Genomic DNA, 16,184 nt, shown 5'->3' with positions numbered 1-16,184 from the left:
GGCGGTAGCGCTCGTGAGTGGCGAATCCGGTTAGAACCGGCAACGCCACTCACGAGGCCGCCAACCCGTTCCGCCGCAAGAACTCCTCAGCGATATCCTTAGCGTTCCGCTTCTCATCCGTGTACTGCACGTTCAGCTCAGTCAACTGCTCCGTAGTCAACGCCGCCGAAACCCGGTTCAGCGCAGCCGTTTCAGCGGCATTCAACGTCCCCCGCGACACCAGCGGCACGATGTTCTGCGCCGGGAACATGTGCTTGTCGTCCTCCAGCGGCACGAACCCATTGGACGCGATAGTCGCCGACGTGCTGAACAAGTCCGCCACTTGCACCTCACCCGACTTCAACGCCGCCACCGTCACCGGCCCGCCGGTATCCGTCGTGCGGATTTCCTTGAACTCGCACCCGTACAGCTGCTTGATCCGGTCCTTCCACCGGCTGCTCCACTGCCCCGGCCCGCCCATCACCAGGTCCTTGCAGCGCGGTCCCAGATCAGAAAAGGTCTTCACCCCGGTGGCCGCGAGTTCCTTGCCCACCACGAGCAAATCCTTGTCCTGCGCGGGCGACTGGTCGAGAACCTCGAACCCGCCCGGGATTTTCTGCTTCAGCTGTGCGTAAACATCTTCCGACGTCGTCGCCGGAGTGTTCTTGTCGAAATACCGCAGCAGGTTCCCGGAGTAATCCGGCACCACGGACAAAGACTTGTCCTGCAACGCTTTCACCACGACCTCGCGGCTGCCGACCGGCGGTCGCACCGTCACGTTGTGCGCGCCGACATTCCGCAAAGCCCCGGCATAAATCTGGGCCAGCAAAGAGCTTTCCCCGACATCCGACGCGCCGATGATGATGTCGCCGGTACTGCCGCCCTCACCGCCGCCGGACAGCGGGTTTCCGCATGCCGACGCCAGCAGCGCCAGCCCGGCCACCAGGATCCCCCACCGTTTCACGCTGCTCCTCCCGCGGCCGCTGCCCGGCCGGACGCTGCTTGCGCGGCCAGCCGGACTCCCTTGGGCACCAAGGCTCGCTGTGCGGCGGCGAGCAGCAGGTCGACCACGATCGCCAGCAACGCGGTGAGAATCGCCCCCGCGACGACCTCGGTGTAGTCCAAAATGGCCAGTCCGTCGAGCAGGAACCGGCCGAGGCCGCCGAGACCGACATACGCGGCTACCGCGGCTGTCGCGATCAACTGCAGGACCGCGTTGCGGATTCCGCCCAGTACCAACGGAAGCGCGATCGGCACCTCGACCTGCCACAGTCGTTGCCAGCCGGTCATCCCGATGCCTTGCGCGGCGTCGACGACATCGTGCTCGGCCGCCTGCAGACCGGCGTAGGTCCCAGCCAGCACCGGCGGGATCGCCAGCACCACCAGGCCGATGATGGTCGCGGTGGTGCTTTCGGTGAAGAGCAGGAACAGGAAGGTCACGAGCCCGAGCGTCGGCAGCGCGCGGATCGCGTTGCCCACCCCGACCAGCACGACGCCGCCGCGGCCGGTGTGGCCGACGAACAGTCCAATCGGGATCGCGATCACCAGTGCGATGACCAGCGCCAGCGCGATGTAGCCGACGTGCTGGGCGAGCCGGGCGAGAATGCCGCCCGTGCCCTGCCAGTTCGCGGCCGTGGTGAACCAGGTGAAGACGTCGCCGATCATCCCGCCACCTCCGCGGCCGGCGCGCGACCCGCTCTCTCCCAAGGCGTCAACAGATTGCGCAGCAACACCAGCAGCAGGTCGACGATCAACGCGAGCAGCATCGTCAGCACGATCCCGACCACGATCGGCGAGAAGTACTCCCGCTGGAACCCGTCGGTGAACAGCACGCCGAGCGCCCCGGTCCCGATCAGCGCACCGACGCTCACCAGGCTGATATTGCTCACCGACGCCACCCGCACCCCCGCCGCGAGCACCGGCACCGCGAGCGGCAGTTCGACGCTGAAGAACCGGCGCGGCCCGCGATATCCGATCGCCGTGGCAGCCGCGACGATGTGCGGCGGCACGGCTTCCAACGCGTCGAGCACCGGACGCACCAGCAGCGCGGTGGTGTAGATAGTCAACGCGACGATCACGTTGACGCTGTCGAGAATCTTCGTCCCGATAATGCCGGGAATCACCACAAAAAGCGCCAGCGACGGAATCGTGTACAGCAGATTCCCCACCACCAGCAGCACACTGCGCGCGGGCCGCCAGCGATGCCCGAGCCAGCCGAGCAGGATCGCCAGCACGATGCCCGCGACCAGCGGCACCAGCGCGAGATAGATGTTCTCGAGCAGATTGGCGAGGATTTCGCCGCGGTTGTTGGAGCTCGACAGGTACCGGCCGAGTTCGCCGAAGAAGTCGCCCATCAGGACGCCTGCGGGGAGGCCTCGATTACATCCAAGACCTGGTGCGCGACCACCGTCCCGAGCACGCGGTTCTCGTCGTCCACCACGACGCCGAGACTGGCCGGCGACGACAGCGCCGCGTCGAGCGCCCCGCGGATCGGCGTGCCCTGCACGTACAGCGATCCGCCTGCCACGAGGTCGGTTTCCGCCAACGGGCCGTCCACTGTGGAGCCTGGCGGAAGCCAGCCGCGCGGCTGCTTCTCGTCGTTCACCGCGAGCAGCCAGCCCTCCGACGGGCCGTCGATCTTGCTGCCGAGCTCGATCGTCCGAGCCGGCGAAACCTCGACGCCGCTCGCCGGCAGGAACGAAAGCCCGCGATACCCGCGGTCCCGGCCGACGAACGACGCGACGAAGTCGTCGACCGGATGCCGCAGCACCTCGGCCGGCGTGCCGTACTGCGCGAGCTTCCCGCCGACGCGCATCACCGCGACCTTGTCGCCGAGCCGCACCGCCTCGTCGATGTCGTGCGTGACGAACACGATTGTCTTGCCCAGCTGGGATTGCAGCCGCAGCAGCTCGTCCTGCAGCCCTTCGCGGACCACCGGGTCGACCGCGGAGAAGGGCTCGTCCATCAGCAACACCGGCGAATCGGCGGCAAGCGCACGCGCTACGCCGACGCGCTGCTGCTGCCCGCCGGACAGCTGCGCCGGATACCGCTTCCCGAGTTCCGTCGGCAGGCCGACCGTCTCGAGCAACTCGGCCGCCCTGGCGCGCGCCTTGCGTTTGTCCCATCCGGACAGCAGCGGCACGGTCGCGATGTTGTCGAGCACTGTCCGGTGTGGAAAGAGCCCGGCGTGCTGGATCACGTAGCCGATGCCGCGGCGCAGCACCGCCGGGTCGCCTTCGCTGACGTCCTTGCCGTCCAGCAGCACCGCGCCGGAGGTGGGCTCGACCATCCGGTTGATCATCCGCAGCGAGGTCGTCTTGCCGCACCCGGACGGACCGACGAACACCGTGATCGTTCCGTCTTCCACGGTGAGCGAGAGGCCGTCGACCGCGACCGTGCCGTCCGGATAGCGCTTGACGACGTCTCGGAATTCGATGGTCACAGACTTCTCCCCACGTCCTGGTGCAGAGTCCGACGGTAGCCCACTCGCGCGGCCTTGGCAGCCTGTCCCGCAGCGTGGCCGACTACCCTCGGACCCCGTGACCGCCCTAGACGACGTCCTCGCCGCACATGGCGCCGCCGTCCGCCCGCTCTACGAAGTGCTCACCCTGCTCCGCAGCGGCTCGTACGAACTGGCCGACCTAGTGCGGCTCACCGCCGCCCCGCGCCGAAGCGTCGAAGACCTTCTCGCAGCACTGGAACCGGACCTGGAACGCTCCCCCGCAGGCGTCCGCATCGCCCCGTCCGCACGCGCCACCTACGCGTCGTACTCCCTGCCGCCCCTGCCCGACCCCCTCGACGCCGCGGTCGCCGCCCAACCGGCCCTGCTCACCATGCTGGCCGAACGAATCGCCGCCGTCCCGCCCCCGCTCGCGGCTCTGGACCACGTGCAAGCGACCCCGGAGACCGTGCTGCGTCGCGCGTTGTGGCTGAACTCCCGCTACGACCTCCGCCGCAGCAAGGTGCTCTTCCTCGGCGACCACGATCTGACGTCGCTAGCCGTGCGCGCGGTGTGCCCGGAAGCGGAACTGTCCGTAGTGGACCTGGACGAACGCGTCCTGTCCTACCTGGACACCACCGGCGAACGCACCATCTTCACCGCCCACGCCGACCTGCGCGTCGGCCTGCCCCCGGCCCTGACCGGCAAAGCAGACCTGGTCTTCAGCGACCCGCCCTACACGCCGGAAGGCATGGGCCTCTTCGCCGCCCGCGCAGTGCAAGCCTTGCGCGAACCCACCGAAGGCCGAATCCTCCTGGCCTACGGCTACAGCCCGCGTCACCCCGCGCTAGGCGCGCAAGTGCAGCGCTCCCTCGCCACCCTGGGCCTGACCTACGAGGCGATTCTCCCGGACTTCAACCGCTACACCGGTGCCCAAGCAATCGGCAGCGCGGCAGACTTGTACGTCTGCCAGCCAACCGCGAAGGCGAAGAAATCGTTCGCCCGCAAGGGAAGCTCCGCCATCTACACGCACGGCCCGCAATCAGTCGAATCAGCCGGCACCAAACCGGGCCTCCTGGCGGCCGCCCGAGAAATCGCCTCCGAAGGCGGCCTGGCCCTGGAAACGCGCCCCGTCGGCTGGGCCACGTCCGGCCCCGAAGGCGACGCCGTCGCCATGGACCTCACCGCCGACCCCGGCCCCTGGCTACTGCGCACCCTGCTGGGCACGAACGCCCGACGCCTGGCACTGCTGCTGCCGAACAACCACCCCGACCTGGCGGACGCAGCCGCCCAAGCAGCCCTGACCGCACTGGTCGCGGACAAGTACCGCCTCCGCCTGCTCCGCAGCACCCCCGACAACCGCCACGCGATCGTCGCCGCAGACCTGGTCGACCACCCGTCCGAACTGCTGACCCGCGCCCACGCGAGGCTGGCTAATGCCGCACTGAACGTCCCAGAGGATTTGGCGGACCTACGCCTGGTGGACGTCCCCCGACACCGCCTAGCGGAACTGCTCCCCGGCTGACCACCAGCCGCTACTGGGCGGCCAGGTTGAAGCAGCTGGAGCGGCCAGATTGAAGACCCAGTAGCGGCCAGATTGCCGTCAACCTAGCGGCCAGATTGACGGCAGTGCAGCGGCCAGACTGCGCTATCCGCCCGCTGACCAGCGCAATCGCTTCTCGCTCGCCGCCCCGGGCTCGCGCGCGATCACGGCTTCCGGCAATAGGTCGTGAGGGCCACCCTCATTGACTATGACTCCCTCAGGGTTCCCCTCACGACCGTCGGCGGGCCGTGAGGGGCTCCTTCAGAGACCCAGATTCCCTCGAGGAGCCCTTCACGGACCACACCACACCGCCCCGCCCGCCGCCCCGGGATGCGCCCCAATGTGGCATTGGGTGCGTCCCACGCACCGAACGCCACATTGGGTGCGCCACATGCACCCAATGCCACATTGGGGCGCAAGCCCCCACCTCAAGCAAACCGCCACCGATGCACCCAACTCGAAGTGCACCCACACCACCCCCGCACCCCGATACGAAGCTCCCCTGCGGTCTGGGGTGGCTTGTCAAGGCATCTTTCCCGCCTTGACAAGCCACCCCAGACCGTCAGCACAATCAAGCTTCGGGGTGCCCACCGCACGCCAGGGCGCAATGTCGCCGCCAGGCGACGAGCCGCCCAAAACCCTAAAACAACTCCCCAGCCAACCCCCGATAAACCCCCACCACCTCATCGTCATAAACCTGCAACCGCACCCCCGGCAACCCAGGATGCAGCTGATACTTCTCCGTAACCACCTGCACCACAACATGATCCGCCCCAGCCGCCCGATGCTCCCCCAACCGAACAGCAACCGCGGAAACATCCCCCAACGCCACCAAATCGTCAATCAACCGATCAGACCCAGCCCCGGCCAAATCCTCAGCCGAATACCCCAACCGCCGCAAATTGCGAGTGTAATTACCCAACCCCAAATAAGGATTCTCCACCCGCCCCCGAGCCACGCGCCGAGCCCGAACCAGATCCGAAGTCACCACAACCTTCTGCTCCGGCGCCAAAAACCCACCAGCACCCAACACCGTCCGAGCCGCCCGAGTATGCCGAGGCGGAACCAAATAAGGCACCGCCCCGCCAGCCCGCTCCGCAGCCAACTCCAACATCCTCGGCCCCAACGCAGCCAGCACCCGCCCGGAAACCGGCACCCCACCCGCATCCAGCACATCAAGAAATCGCCGAACCGCATCCATCGGCCGCTCATACCCCGCCGACTGCTCCCGATGCCCAGCCCCGATCCCGAGCACAAACCGCCCGGGAAACTGCGAAGCCACCCGCTGATACGACTCAGCCAACACCGCCGGATCCCCCGACCACACGTTGACGATGCTCGACCCCACCACCAACGACTCGGTAGCCGCCAGCAGCTCGTCAATCCCGGCCAGATCCACCCCAGGCCCGCCAAGCCACAACGCCGAATACCCCAACTGCTCGATCTCGGCAGCCATCGCCGGAGTAGTCAACGCCCCGACCTGCCACACGCCGTACCCACGCAATCCGATCTCCATGAAGACCACCGTGGCGACGAAAAAATGGACTGGCAAGTCCAAAACCAGCCCACAAAGAAGGGCTCCCCGGCACCAGAAAGCCGGAGAGCCCTTCCCCAAGAAAACCTCAGCCAGTCACGCCATCCTGCTCAGCCGCCTTGGCCACCGCGGCCGCCACCTCAGGCGCGACCCGCGGGTCCAGCGGGCTGGGCACGATCCGATCCGGCCCCAGATCATCCGAAGCCACCGCCACGATCGCCTCCGCGGCCGCCAGCTTCATGTTCTCCGTGATCGACCGCGCGCCGGCGTCGAGGGCGCCGCGGAACACGCCGGGGAACGCCAGCACGTTGTTGATCTGGTTCGGGAAGTCGCTCCGCCCGGTCGCGACGATCGCCGCGTGCTGTGCGGCGACCGCAGGGTGCACCTCGGGGTCCGGATTGGACAGCGCGAACACGATCGAGTCGTCCGCCATCGTCGACAGCAGGGACGGGTCGATCGTCGCACCGGACAGGCCGAGGAACACGTCCGCTCCGCGCAGCGCCTCGGCGAGACCGCCGGTGAGCCCGGCCTTGTTCGTGGTCTCGACCAGCTGCCGCTTGATCGGGTTCAGGTCGTCGCGCCCGGCGTGCACGATGCCGCGCGAGTCGAGCACCGTCACGTCCGCGACGCCGGCCGCGAGCAGGATCTTCGCGCAGGCCACCCCAGCCGCGCCCGCACCGGAGACCACGACCCGCTCGCCGGCGATGTCGCGGTCGAGCACCAGGTTCGCGCCGCGCAGGGCGGCGAGGGTGACGATCGCGGTGCCGTGCTGGTCGTCGTGCATGACCGGGCAGTCCAGCGCCTCCTTGAGCTTGTCCTCCAGCTCGAAGCAGCGCGGCGCGGAAATGTCCTCGAGGTTGACCGCGCCGAACGACGGGCGCAGCCGCACCAGGGTCTCGACGATCTCGTCGACGTCGGTGGTGTCGAGCACCAGCGGGATCGAATCCAGCCCGCCGAAGGTTTTGAAGAGGACCGACTTGCCCTCCATGACCGGCAGCGACGCGCTCGCGCCGATGTCCCCGAGGCCGAGCACCGCGGTGCCGTCGCTGACCACTGCCACGAGCCGGTCCGCCCAGGTGTACCGCTTCGCCTTGGCCGCGTCCTCGGCGATCGCGCGGCTCACCTTCGCCACGCCGGGCGTGTAGGCGATCGAGAGGTCGCGCGGGTCGGAGATCGGCCGGGTCGCCGCCACGGAGAGCTTGCCGCCCTCGTGCCCGGTGAAGATCTCGGCGTCGGTCACGGCCGCGACGCTGCTGGCCTGGTCGGTCATCGGAGAACCTGTCGTGGGATCGAGGGAAGCGGGCGGATGGGTCTGGGTCATCGAACGTACTCCTGGGACTGCGAGCGGGGGACCACCTGGTTGACGGGCGAGCAAGCGCCCGTCGAGAGTGGGAACTCGTCCTCCGGACGGCAGCCCAGCGCGGTAGCGCCGGCCTGTCGGCGAGGCGTCTGCGCGGCCATCCGATCCGTGGGGTGTGGCGATGGCCGCCGACGCTGCGGTCCGTCAATCATGACAGGCCCCCGGCAGGCCCCGACCCCTCGGTGCGGCTCATGTCACAGATTCGCGATTCCCAAGACGTCCGTCCGGTTTTGGAAGCAGTTCCGTTCCGGGTCCGGGAAACGCACTCGATAGGGTGGCCACCATGGACTTCCGCCCGCTCAAGGTCTCCGGCGCGTTCGAGTTCGTCCCGCGCGTGTTCCCCGACGAACGCGGACTGTTCGTCGCACCGTTCCAGGAAGAGGCGATGGTCCGCGCGACCGGGCATCCGCTTCGGGTCGCGCAGACGAACCACAGCGTTTCGCGCGCGGGTTCGATCCGCGGCGTGCATTTCGCCGACACTCCGCCGGGACAGGCAAAGTACGTCTACTGCCCGGGCGGGTCGCTGCTGGACGTGGTGGTGGACCTGCGCGTCGGCTCGCCGACGTTCGGCGAATGGGACGCGGCGCGGCTCGATGCGGCCGAGTTCCGCGCCGTCTACGTGGCGGAAGGCATCGGGCACGCCTTCATCGCGCTGGAAGACAACACCGTGATGGCGTATCTCTGCTCGGAGCCGTACAACCCGGCGGGCGAGCACGGCATCAACCCGCTCGACCCGGCGCTGGACCTGCCGTGGCCGACCGGACTGGCCCCCATTGTGTCCGAAAAGGACAAAGCAGCGCCAACCCTGGCCGAAGCGCTCGACCAGGGCCTGCTGCCGTCGTACGCCGATTGCGTGGCGTACTACGAAAAGCTGCGGTCAGCGCACCGCTAAGCGCGCACGCCGTCCTCGGCGATGACCCGTTCGATATTGCGCTCGGCCAGCGCGGTGATCGTCACGAACGGGTTCACGCCGGTGCTGCCCGGAATCAGCGAACCGTCCGTCACATACAGGTTCCGGTACCCCTTCACCCGGCCGTAGTCGTCGGTCGCTTCGCCGAGCACCAATCCGCCGAGCGGGTGGTAGGTGAAGCGGTTCTCGAACGCCCGCGTGTCGCCGAAGAGGTCGTAGCGGTAGATCGTGGAGTTCGCCTTGTTGATCCGGTCGAACAACGATTTCGCCGCGTCGATCGACGGCTGCCCCTGGTCCGGCGACCACTGCAGTTTCGCCGAATCGCTGGCGGCGTCGTAGGCGAAATGGCCGCGTTCGGGGTTCTTGGTGATCGCCAGGTACAGGCTCGCCCACGTTTCGAGCCCGGCGGGCACCGGCGCGATCTCGGCGAACACCGGATGCGTCGGGTTGTCCCAGTCGTCGATGCCGAGCGCGGGCATCCCGGCTTCGAGGCTGCCGGTCGTGTCCCACACGTGGTTGGCGCGGCCGAGCATCACGTTGCCGTTGGTGCCCCAGCCCTGGCCGACCGCCTCGGACAGCCGCGGCAGCCGTCCGGTGTCGCGGGCGCGCACCAGCAGTTCGGTCGAGCCGAGGCTGCCCGCGCCGAGGAACAGGTACTTCGTGGAGAGGTGCTTGGTGGCGAGCACATTGCCGAGCGCGTCGGACTCGCGCACCACCAGCGTGTACGTGCCGTCCTGCTGCTGGATGATCTCGCGGACCTCGTGCAGCGTCTGGATGGTCACGTGCCCGGTGCCGAGCGCGGCGGCGAGATACGTCTTGTCCAGCGAGCGTTTGCCGTGGTTGTTGCCGTAGATGACCTCGGACGCGAGCGCCGAGCGTTCGACCGTGCCCGCCTCTTCCTTCTTCATGTACTCGAAGTCGTAGACGCTCGGCACGAACGTCGTCTTCAACCCGGTTTTCTGCGCGGCTTTCCGGGAAACGCGCGCGAACTGGTACGACTTGCAGGTCTCGAACCAGTCCTCGTCGATGTGGTTCACGCCGAGGCCCGCGTTGGCGCGCGGGTAGTACTTGCCGTACATCTCGTCGGCGTTCACCCTCGGCAGGATTTCCTCGAAGTACGAACGCTTCGGCTGCACCGCCATCGCGCCGTTCACCAGCGACCCGCCGCCGACGCCGCGCCCGACGTACACCGACATCCCGCCGTAGTTCACCCGGTCCAGCACCCCGGCGTACGGATCGATGTCGTGGTTCGCGACGTCCAGCCACAGGAAGGACGCGAGCGGCGCTTCAGTGCGCTTCTTGAACCACATCGACCGCCGGTCCGGCTTCAGCATGTCGCAGAAGACCTTGCCGTCCGGGCCCGGTTCGTTCCACAGCTGGCCCATTTCGAGCATCACCGTGGGCACGCCCGCCTCGCCGAGCCGCAGCGCGGTGACCGCCGCGCCGTACCCGGTGCCGATCACCACCGCGGGCGAGTAGTCCGGCAGCGGCGGAGGCGTCGCGGCACGCGCGGTCGTCGCCGAAATGCTGGTCAGTCCAAGGGCCGCGGCGGAGTTCAGCGCGGCGAGGCCGAGAAATCGGCGACGGTTGAGGGAGGCCATGCCCGGCATGCTGACGCGGCCCGGAGCACCCTGGCAAGGCTAAAACGAACGCTATTCGCATTTGCCCAGTAAACGGTGTTAAGTTTCACTCGGCCGGGGTAACGGGAGGTCCAGCTTTCGCCGGTCAGGCGGCTTTCCGGGGCGTGACCCACACCGTGATCGTCGCGGTGACGACCTCGGTCCCGCGCGCGTCCACGATCCGCACCGGAACGGGAAGATCGAATCCCTTGTCGCCGAACTCGGGGATCTCCGGCAATTCGGCGATCGCCCGCAACCCGGTTTCGGCCTTCGCGACGTACCTCACTTCCATGCCCTTGGGCAGCCACCGGTGCGTGGCCGGGACGGTGGCCTCGGCCAGCATGCCCATCGCGATCTCGGCGAGGTTGCAGGCGGCGATCGCATGGAAGGTCCGGATGTGGTTGTGGACACCCCACCACTTCGGCGCGGTCACCGAACAGTGGCCGGGACGGATCTCCCGGATGCTGGGCAGCACGGTGCCGAAGTAGGGCACCCGGAGGCACATCGCGGCGGAAAACAGCTGCTTGCCGCCCGGTTTCGCGGCCAGTTTGCGCCACAGCCCGTACGTCGACGGCGTACCCATCGGCACCTCCCAGGTGAAGTTACTCACCAGTAGCCTTACACACGACGAACCTGCCGGGCAAACCCGCCCCGGCTATATTCGGCCGCGTGGCACATCGGCTCTTTCTTCTCCGGCACGGCCAGACCGAATGGTCGTCGAACGGCAAGCACACCGGGCGCACCGACATCCCGCTGACCCCGGCGGGCGAGGACCAGGCGCGCGCGGCGGGCGGCACCCTGCGGACCCTGCTCGGCGGACCCGGGCTGGTGCTTTCCAGCCCGCGCGGCCGCGCGCTGCGCACGGCGGAACTCGCCGGCCTGCGCGTGGACGAGGTCACCGAAGACCTGGCCGAATGGGACTACGGCGACTACGAAGGCGTCACCACGCCGACGATCCGCGAGACGGTTCCGGACTGGACCGTCTGGACCCATCCCGTCCCCGGCGGCGAAAGCGCGGACGACGTGCAGGCGCGCGCGGACAAGGTGCTCGACCGCGCCCGGCGCGAAATCGAAAACGGCGACGTCGTCCTGGTCGGGCACGGGCACTTCAGCCGCGTGCTCGTCGCGCGCTGGCTCGGCCTGCCCGGCGCCTCGGGTGTCCACTTCGGACTGGACCCGGCCGGTCTCGCGGTGCTCGGCGACGAGCGCGGCGAACCGCAGATCGAACACCTGAACCTGCTGCCCGCGTTGGAGGGATGAAGTGACCGACCCCCGCGTACGGCGGATCCGGCCGGAAGACGTCGACGCCGTCGTGGAACTCGTCTACGCACTGGCCGAGTACGAACGCGCCCCGCAGGAATGCCATCTCACCGCCGAGCAGTTGCACGGCGCGCTGTTCGGCGAGGCTCCGGCGCTGTTCGGCCACGTGGCCGAAGCGGACGGCGAGATAGCCGGATTCACCTTGTGGTTCTTGAACTTCTCGACCTGGCGCGGCACGCACGGGATCTACCTGGAAGACCTGTACGTGCGCGAGGAACAACGCGGTTCGGGCCTCGGCAAGGTGCTGCTGGCGACGCTGGCCGCGGAATGCGTGGACAAGGGCTACCACCGGCTGGAGTGGTCGGTGCTGAACTGGAACCCGGCGGTCGGGTTCTACCGGGCACTGGGTGCGCTGCCGCAGGACGAATGGTCGGTGTACCGGCTGACTGACGAACCGTTGCAGGTGCTGGCCAAAGAGGCGTGAGACTCGTGCGCGCCCAGGCCGGTGAGAACCGGCTTAGGCGCGCACGAGCTTTTACGGCGTGGGCAACGGCAGCCCCGGCAGGCTCTGGTCCCTCGGCACCACCCCGTCGACCAGGTAGTCGTCGACCACCTTGTCCACGGCCTTGTTCCCGCCAATTCCGTAGATCCCGTGGTCGCCTTCCCCGGTGACGGTCAGCATCCGCGAGTTCTGGAACGCGGCGTGCGCCTTCCGGGCACCTTCGATCGGCGTGGCCGGGTCGTGCTCGGACTGCGCGATCACCACCGGCGGCACGCCTTTCCCGTTCAGCACCGGCATCGGCCGCGGCTGCCCTGGCCAGAAGGCGCAGACCTGGAGCCCCATCCACAACGAACTGTGCACGGTCACGCCCTGGTCGAGATACTCCTGCGACCGGCGGATCAGCGACTGCCGGTTGCCCTTCCACGGCCCGTCGTTGCACAGGGTCGTGATCAACGTCGACACCATCGCGTCGTCCGCACCGGCCTGAACCGCAACGCCCATCGGACTGGTGTTCTTCGCCTCCGACAACGTCTTCCCGAGCGCCGCGCGAGCGTCGTCCTTGACCTGTGCCGAGGACCGCGCGTCGGTCAGCGTTTTGACCCGGACCAGCACGGTCGCGATCGTCGGGAACTGGCTCTTGGCCTTGAGCGCGCCGACGATGAAGGAGTCCAGCGCGACCGCGCCGAGCTTCGTGCCGTTCACCTCGACCGGCTCGCGGGTCAGCGCGTACCGGACGCTTTCGTAGGTTTGCCGGGCCGCCTCGCCGGTCGTGCCGAAGTGGAACTTCGCGTCGTAGCGGGCCAGCCACGGCAGGAAATCCTGCCGCCAGCGGCGTTCGTAACCCGCCGGCTGGAAGTCGAACGACTGCTGCCAGGAGCCGGTGAACTGGGTCGAGGAATCGAGCACGAACCGGCCGGTGTGCTGCGGGAACTGCTGGGCGTAGTGCGCGCCGAGCCAGGTGCCCGCCGAGTACCCGATCCAGTTGATCCGGTCGCGGCCGAGCAGGGTGCGCAGCAGGTCGAGGTCCCGGACGTTCTGGAAGGTGCTGATCAGCGACCCCAGTTCGCCCGAGGCCCGATGGCAGGCGGTCGCGACGTACCGGACCGCGTCGACGATCTGGTTCAGATTGCGCGGATCGCGGTCTCGCGGATCGAGATCGGCTCCGGTGTCGGCCGCGCCGCCGCAGGTGACGTTGGTGCTGCGGCCGGTGCCGCGGGTGTCGATGCCGATGATCTCCTGGTGCTCGCGCAGTTTGCCCTGTCCGCGCAGCATCGCCGGGAACCAGCGGCCGGCGCCGCCGGGACCGCCCGGGTTGGTGAGCACCGACGCCGTCGTGGCCCCGGTGGATTTGAGCCTGCTGATCGCGATGGTCAGGTACTGCCCGTCGTCCGGACGGTCCCAGTCCCGGGGCGTGCGATAGGCGGAGCATTCGAGGCCCGAGATGTCGGTGCCCGGTGGCAGGTCGGCCAGCTCGCCCGGCGCGCAGGCGTGCCAGTCCAGCGCCTGCCCGGCGTAGCGGGCCGGGATCGCGGCGGCGTCCGCGGCCGCGGGCAATGCCCCGGCAAGCAGCCCGCCCGCCACCGCGGTGCTGGTCACGACGAGACGCAGTCTCCTCATGGGTTCCCCTCTTCGGAATTCGGATGAATTCGGTTGCGCAGTCCCGATTCCATCGGCTGAGGGGTGCCGCTACCAGTGCCGCCGCGTCACCTGTCCGCTATGACGTGACGTCACTGTCGTTCAGTCCTGTTCGTGCCGCTCCCGCTCGGCCCGCCGCCCCGCGAGACCGCCGCGTTCGGCCGCCTCTTCCTCGGTCTCGTCGTCGTGCATTCCGAGCGCCCACGCCCGCGACGGGCGGCGGAACAGCAGCACCAGCGCCGCCAGCCCGCACAGGCCGATCGGGACGCCCCACAGCGGCTGCCCGGACGGTCCGAGCAGGTACCAGCCGACCCCGATCAGCAGCAGCGCCACGACGACGCCGGGCGACCGCGCCCACGTCTGGCCCAGCAGCAGCCCGACCGAGGCGGCGAGGAAGACCACCGCCAGCACCGCGTACGTGCCGAACTCGGCCCACACGTTGTTGCCCGGGATCGGCGGGTTCTGCAGCCCGTGCACCAGCAGCACCACGCCGAAGACCAGCAGGCCGATCCCGGGCACTCCGGTCAGGACGCCCGCGAGGCGGACCTCGAACGGGGTGGGCGGCGGGTTCTCGGGATGCGACACGGGCGCGGCCCTTTCAGCTGCTGGGGCGGGACTTTTGCGGGGAGCTTCGCCGGGGCACAGCCACCCGACCAGCGCGGGTCACCGTGCGTGAGCACTACTGATCGTATGCCACCCGGTCGGCCGTTTTCCGGGGCGGCGGCCGCGGAGAAAATCGGGGTAGTCGTCGATGAGCGGGCGGTCGGCCCGGGTGCACTTGTCACGACGCGCGGAGTTTTCGCCGTCTGCAGAGGAGGACCGCCCGCCACAGGGTCGCCACAGGTCACCGAGCCGGGACGGCGCGCGCGAGCGGCTGAGCTTCGCGTCACCATGTGGCGCTGGAGGTACGTCCGCCGGGCGGAAAGCACTTACCCTGCGGTAGTGCGCGCCATCCTCGTCGTGAACCCCCAGGCCACCTCGACCACCGCGGGTGGCCGGGACGTGCTGGCGCACGCGCTGGCCAGCCAGGTGAAGCTCGACGTCGTCGAAACCGACTACCGCGGGCACGCGCTCGCGGTGGCCCGTTCGGCGGCCCGCGACGGTTTCGACCTGGTCGTGGCCCACGGCGGCGACGGCACGGTCAACGAGGTCGTCAACGGTCTCCTCGCCGATACCGCGGGCGCGCCCGGACGCTCCGGGTCCGTCCCGATGCTCGGTGTCGTGCCGGGCGGCTCCGCCAACGTGTTCGCCCGCGCGGTCGGCCTTCCCGCCGATCCGGTCGAGGCGACCCACCAGCTGCTCAACGCACTGGAAACCGAACGGACCCGGCGGATCGGCCTCGGACTGGCCGACGGGCACTGGTTCACCTTCAACGCGGGCCTCGGCTGGGACGCCGACGTCGTCGGCCGCGTCGCGAAACGACGCGGCAAGCAAACCAGCGCGAGCCTCTATCTGCGGGCCGCGGTGCGCTCCTACTTCCGCCCGCCGCTCGGGCGGCCGGCGCTCACCGTCCGGATCCCGGGCGAGGAGCCGGCCGAGGCGGTGACCGCGTTCGTGTCGAACACCGATCCGTGGACTTACCTCGGGGAACGTCCGGTCCACCTCAACTCCGGCTGCTCGTTCGAGACCGGATTGGGCCTGTTCGCGTTGAACGGTCTGCGATTGCCCACCGTGTTCACGCATGTACGGCAAGCTCTGCTCACGGAGAGCGATCAGCACGGCCGCCGTCTGCTCCGTCGCGACGATGTGCCTCTGATCCGCATCGACGCAGCTGAACCGGTCAACTTCCAGGTCGACGGGGACCTCGTCGGACAACGCACCCGGGTCGAGTTTCAGAGCGTTCCGGATGCACTCACCGTAGTCGGGTAGCCGAGCGACCACTGATCGCCCGCGGCAAAGTGCGTTCTGCCGCTCGGCGACGCAAACCCTCCGTTCACCGCACCGGCCTTCCGGCGAGCGGAGCTTTTCAGAACGAAACCGCAGGTCAGAGGCATAGCTCGGCCGGGTGAGCTGACTCACCGATCTTGTCGAAACCCTTGTCGAACGCGGTGCTTCGTGAAAGCATTCACAAGCACCCAAAAACACGACCGCCACTACTGTGGCGCGGCCCTCCCGCGTCACTGTGAAGGAGCTCACGAACATGGACTGGCGCCACGACGCGGCCTGCCGAGACGAGGACCCCGAGCTGTTCTTCCCGGTGGGAACCAGCGGTCCGGCTCTGTTGCAGGTCTCCGAGGCGAAGGCCGTGTGCCACCGCTGCCCCGCGGCTTCCGACTGCCTGGCCTGGGCTCTGGCCAGCGGCCAGGACGCAGGCGTCTGGGGCGGAATGAGCGAAGACGAGCGACGCGCGCTCAAGCGCCGCCGTACGCACATCGGCACGCGTACCACCGCCTGAGTCTTTTC

General features: G+C 68.5%; 16 protein-coding genes. 6 read left to right on the top strand and 10 right to left on the bottom strand.

Features of this window, described 5'->3' with window-relative positions:
- Positions 1–49 precede the first annotated feature (49 nt).
- The 4 genes from EIZ44_RS07795 to EIZ44_RS07780 are packed head-to-tail and all read right to left on the bottom strand — an operon-like array spanning position 50 to position 3,421.
- Positions 50–943, bottom strand: a complete 894-nt coding sequence (locus EIZ44_RS07795; protein ID WP_037817221.1) for an ABC transporter substrate-binding protein — start codon at positions 941–943, stop codon at positions 50–52.
- Complete coding sequence (locus EIZ44_RS07790) at positions 940–1,644, bottom strand: ABC transporter permease (RefSeq protein ID WP_037817223.1); 705 nt, start codon at positions 1,642–1,644, stop codon at positions 940–942. Before EIZ44_RS07790 ends, EIZ44_RS07795 begins: the two co-directional genes overlap by 4 nt.
- Positions 1,641–2,333, bottom strand: a complete 693-nt coding sequence (locus EIZ44_RS07785; protein WP_134728109.1) for an ABC transporter permease — start codon at positions 2,331–2,333, stop codon at positions 1,641–1,643. Before EIZ44_RS07785 ends, EIZ44_RS07790 begins: the two co-directional genes overlap by 4 nt.
- Positions 2,333–3,421, bottom strand: coding sequence for an ABC transporter ATP-binding protein (locus EIZ44_RS07780; RefSeq protein ID WP_037817227.1), 1,089 nt, complete (start codon positions 3,419–3,421; stop codon positions 2,333–2,335). Before EIZ44_RS07780 ends, EIZ44_RS07785 begins: the two co-directional genes overlap by 1 nt.
- Positions 3,422–3,518: 97 nt before the next feature.
- Here EIZ44_RS07780 and EIZ44_RS07775 point away from each other — a divergent pair, with 97 nt between their 5' ends.
- Positions 3,519–4,943: a bis-aminopropyl spermidine synthase family protein gene (locus EIZ44_RS07775; RefSeq protein ID WP_134728108.1), complete on the top strand. Its 1,425-nt coding sequence runs from the start codon at positions 3,519–3,521 to the stop codon at positions 4,941–4,943.
- A 658-nt stretch (positions 4,944–5,601) separates the two neighbouring features.
- Here the strand turns inward: EIZ44_RS07775 and EIZ44_RS07765 are convergent.
- Positions 5,602–6,477, bottom strand: a complete 876-nt coding sequence (locus EIZ44_RS07765; RefSeq protein WP_134728106.1) for a TIGR03620 family F420-dependent LLM class oxidoreductase — start codon at positions 6,475–6,477, stop codon at positions 5,602–5,604.
- Positions 6,478–6,583: 106 nt separating this feature from the next.
- Positions 6,584–7,765 carry an NAD(P)-dependent malic enzyme gene (locus EIZ44_RS07760; RefSeq protein ID WP_037816832.1) on the bottom strand — a complete coding sequence of 394 codons (1,182 nt, stop codon included), beginning with the start codon at positions 7,763–7,765 and terminating at the stop codon, positions 6,584–6,586.
- A gap of 373 nt (positions 7,766–8,138) precedes the next feature.
- Between EIZ44_RS07760 and EIZ44_RS07755 the strand changes: the two genes are divergently transcribed.
- A complete protein-coding gene (locus tag EIZ44_RS07755) occupies positions 8,139–8,747 on the top strand; it encodes a dTDP-4-dehydrorhamnose 3,5-epimerase family protein (protein ID WP_134728105.1) in 609 nt (202 codons plus the stop codon).
- On the opposite strand, the gene EIZ44_RS07750 is transcribed toward EIZ44_RS07755, so the two are convergent.
- Entirely contained in the window at positions 8,744–10,366 is a 1,623-nt protein-coding gene (locus EIZ44_RS07750; RefSeq protein WP_043832876.1) for a GMC oxidoreductase, read from the bottom strand. The two genes, EIZ44_RS07755 and EIZ44_RS07750, sit on opposite strands and share 4 nt — an antisense overlap.
- 124 nt (positions 10,367–10,490) lie before the next feature.
- On the bottom strand, positions 10,491–10,967 hold the full coding sequence (locus EIZ44_RS07745) for a hotdog fold domain-containing protein (protein WP_037816508.1): 477 nt from the start codon (positions 10,965–10,967) through the stop codon (positions 10,491–10,493).
- Positions 10,968–11,053: 86 nt separating this feature from the next.
- Between EIZ44_RS07745 and EIZ44_RS07740 the strand changes: the two genes are divergently transcribed.
- Positions 11,054–11,644: an acid phosphatase gene (locus EIZ44_RS07740; protein ID WP_134728104.1), complete on the top strand. Its 591-nt coding sequence runs from the start codon at positions 11,054–11,056 to the stop codon at positions 11,642–11,644.
- Between the two features lies 1 nt (position 11,645).
- Positions 11,646–12,128, top strand: a complete 483-nt coding sequence (locus EIZ44_RS07735; protein ID WP_134728103.1) for a GNAT family N-acetyltransferase — start codon at positions 11,646–11,648, stop codon at positions 12,126–12,128.
- 51 nt (positions 12,129–12,179) lie between these two features.
- Here EIZ44_RS07735 and EIZ44_RS07730 read toward each other — a convergent pair whose 3' ends face one another.
- Positions 12,180–13,763 carry an alpha/beta hydrolase gene (locus tag EIZ44_RS07730; protein WP_134728102.1) on the bottom strand — a complete coding sequence of 528 codons (1,584 nt, stop codon included), beginning with the start codon at positions 13,761–13,763 and terminating at the stop codon, positions 12,180–12,182.
- 120 nt (positions 13,764–13,883) lie between these two features.
- Positions 13,884–14,366 (bottom strand): hypothetical protein, encoded by a 483-nt coding sequence (locus EIZ44_RS07725; protein WP_037816520.1) that lies wholly within the window; start codon positions 14,364–14,366, stop codon positions 13,884–13,886.
- 357 nt (positions 14,367–14,723) lie between these two features.
- Between EIZ44_RS07725 and EIZ44_RS07720 the strand changes: the two genes are divergently transcribed.
- Complete coding sequence (locus EIZ44_RS07720) at positions 14,724–15,650, top strand: diacylglycerol/lipid kinase family protein (protein ID WP_037816524.1); 927 nt, start codon at positions 14,724–14,726, stop codon at positions 15,648–15,650.
- Between the two features lie 271 nt (positions 15,651–15,921).
- A complete protein-coding gene (locus EIZ44_RS07715) occupies positions 15,922–16,176 on the top strand; it encodes a WhiB family transcriptional regulator (RefSeq protein WP_009082948.1) in 255 nt (84 codons plus the stop codon).
- The last annotated feature ends 8 nt before the right edge of the window (positions 16,177–16,184 follow it).

It is taken from the genome of Amycolatopsis nivea (assembly GCF_004522235.1).
Lineage (GTDB): Bacteria > Actinomycetota > Actinomycetes > Mycobacteriales > Pseudonocardiaceae > Amycolatopsis > Amycolatopsis nivea.
Note: the sequence above shows the minus strand (reverse complement) of the source record. Positions and strands in the feature narration are given on the sequence as shown.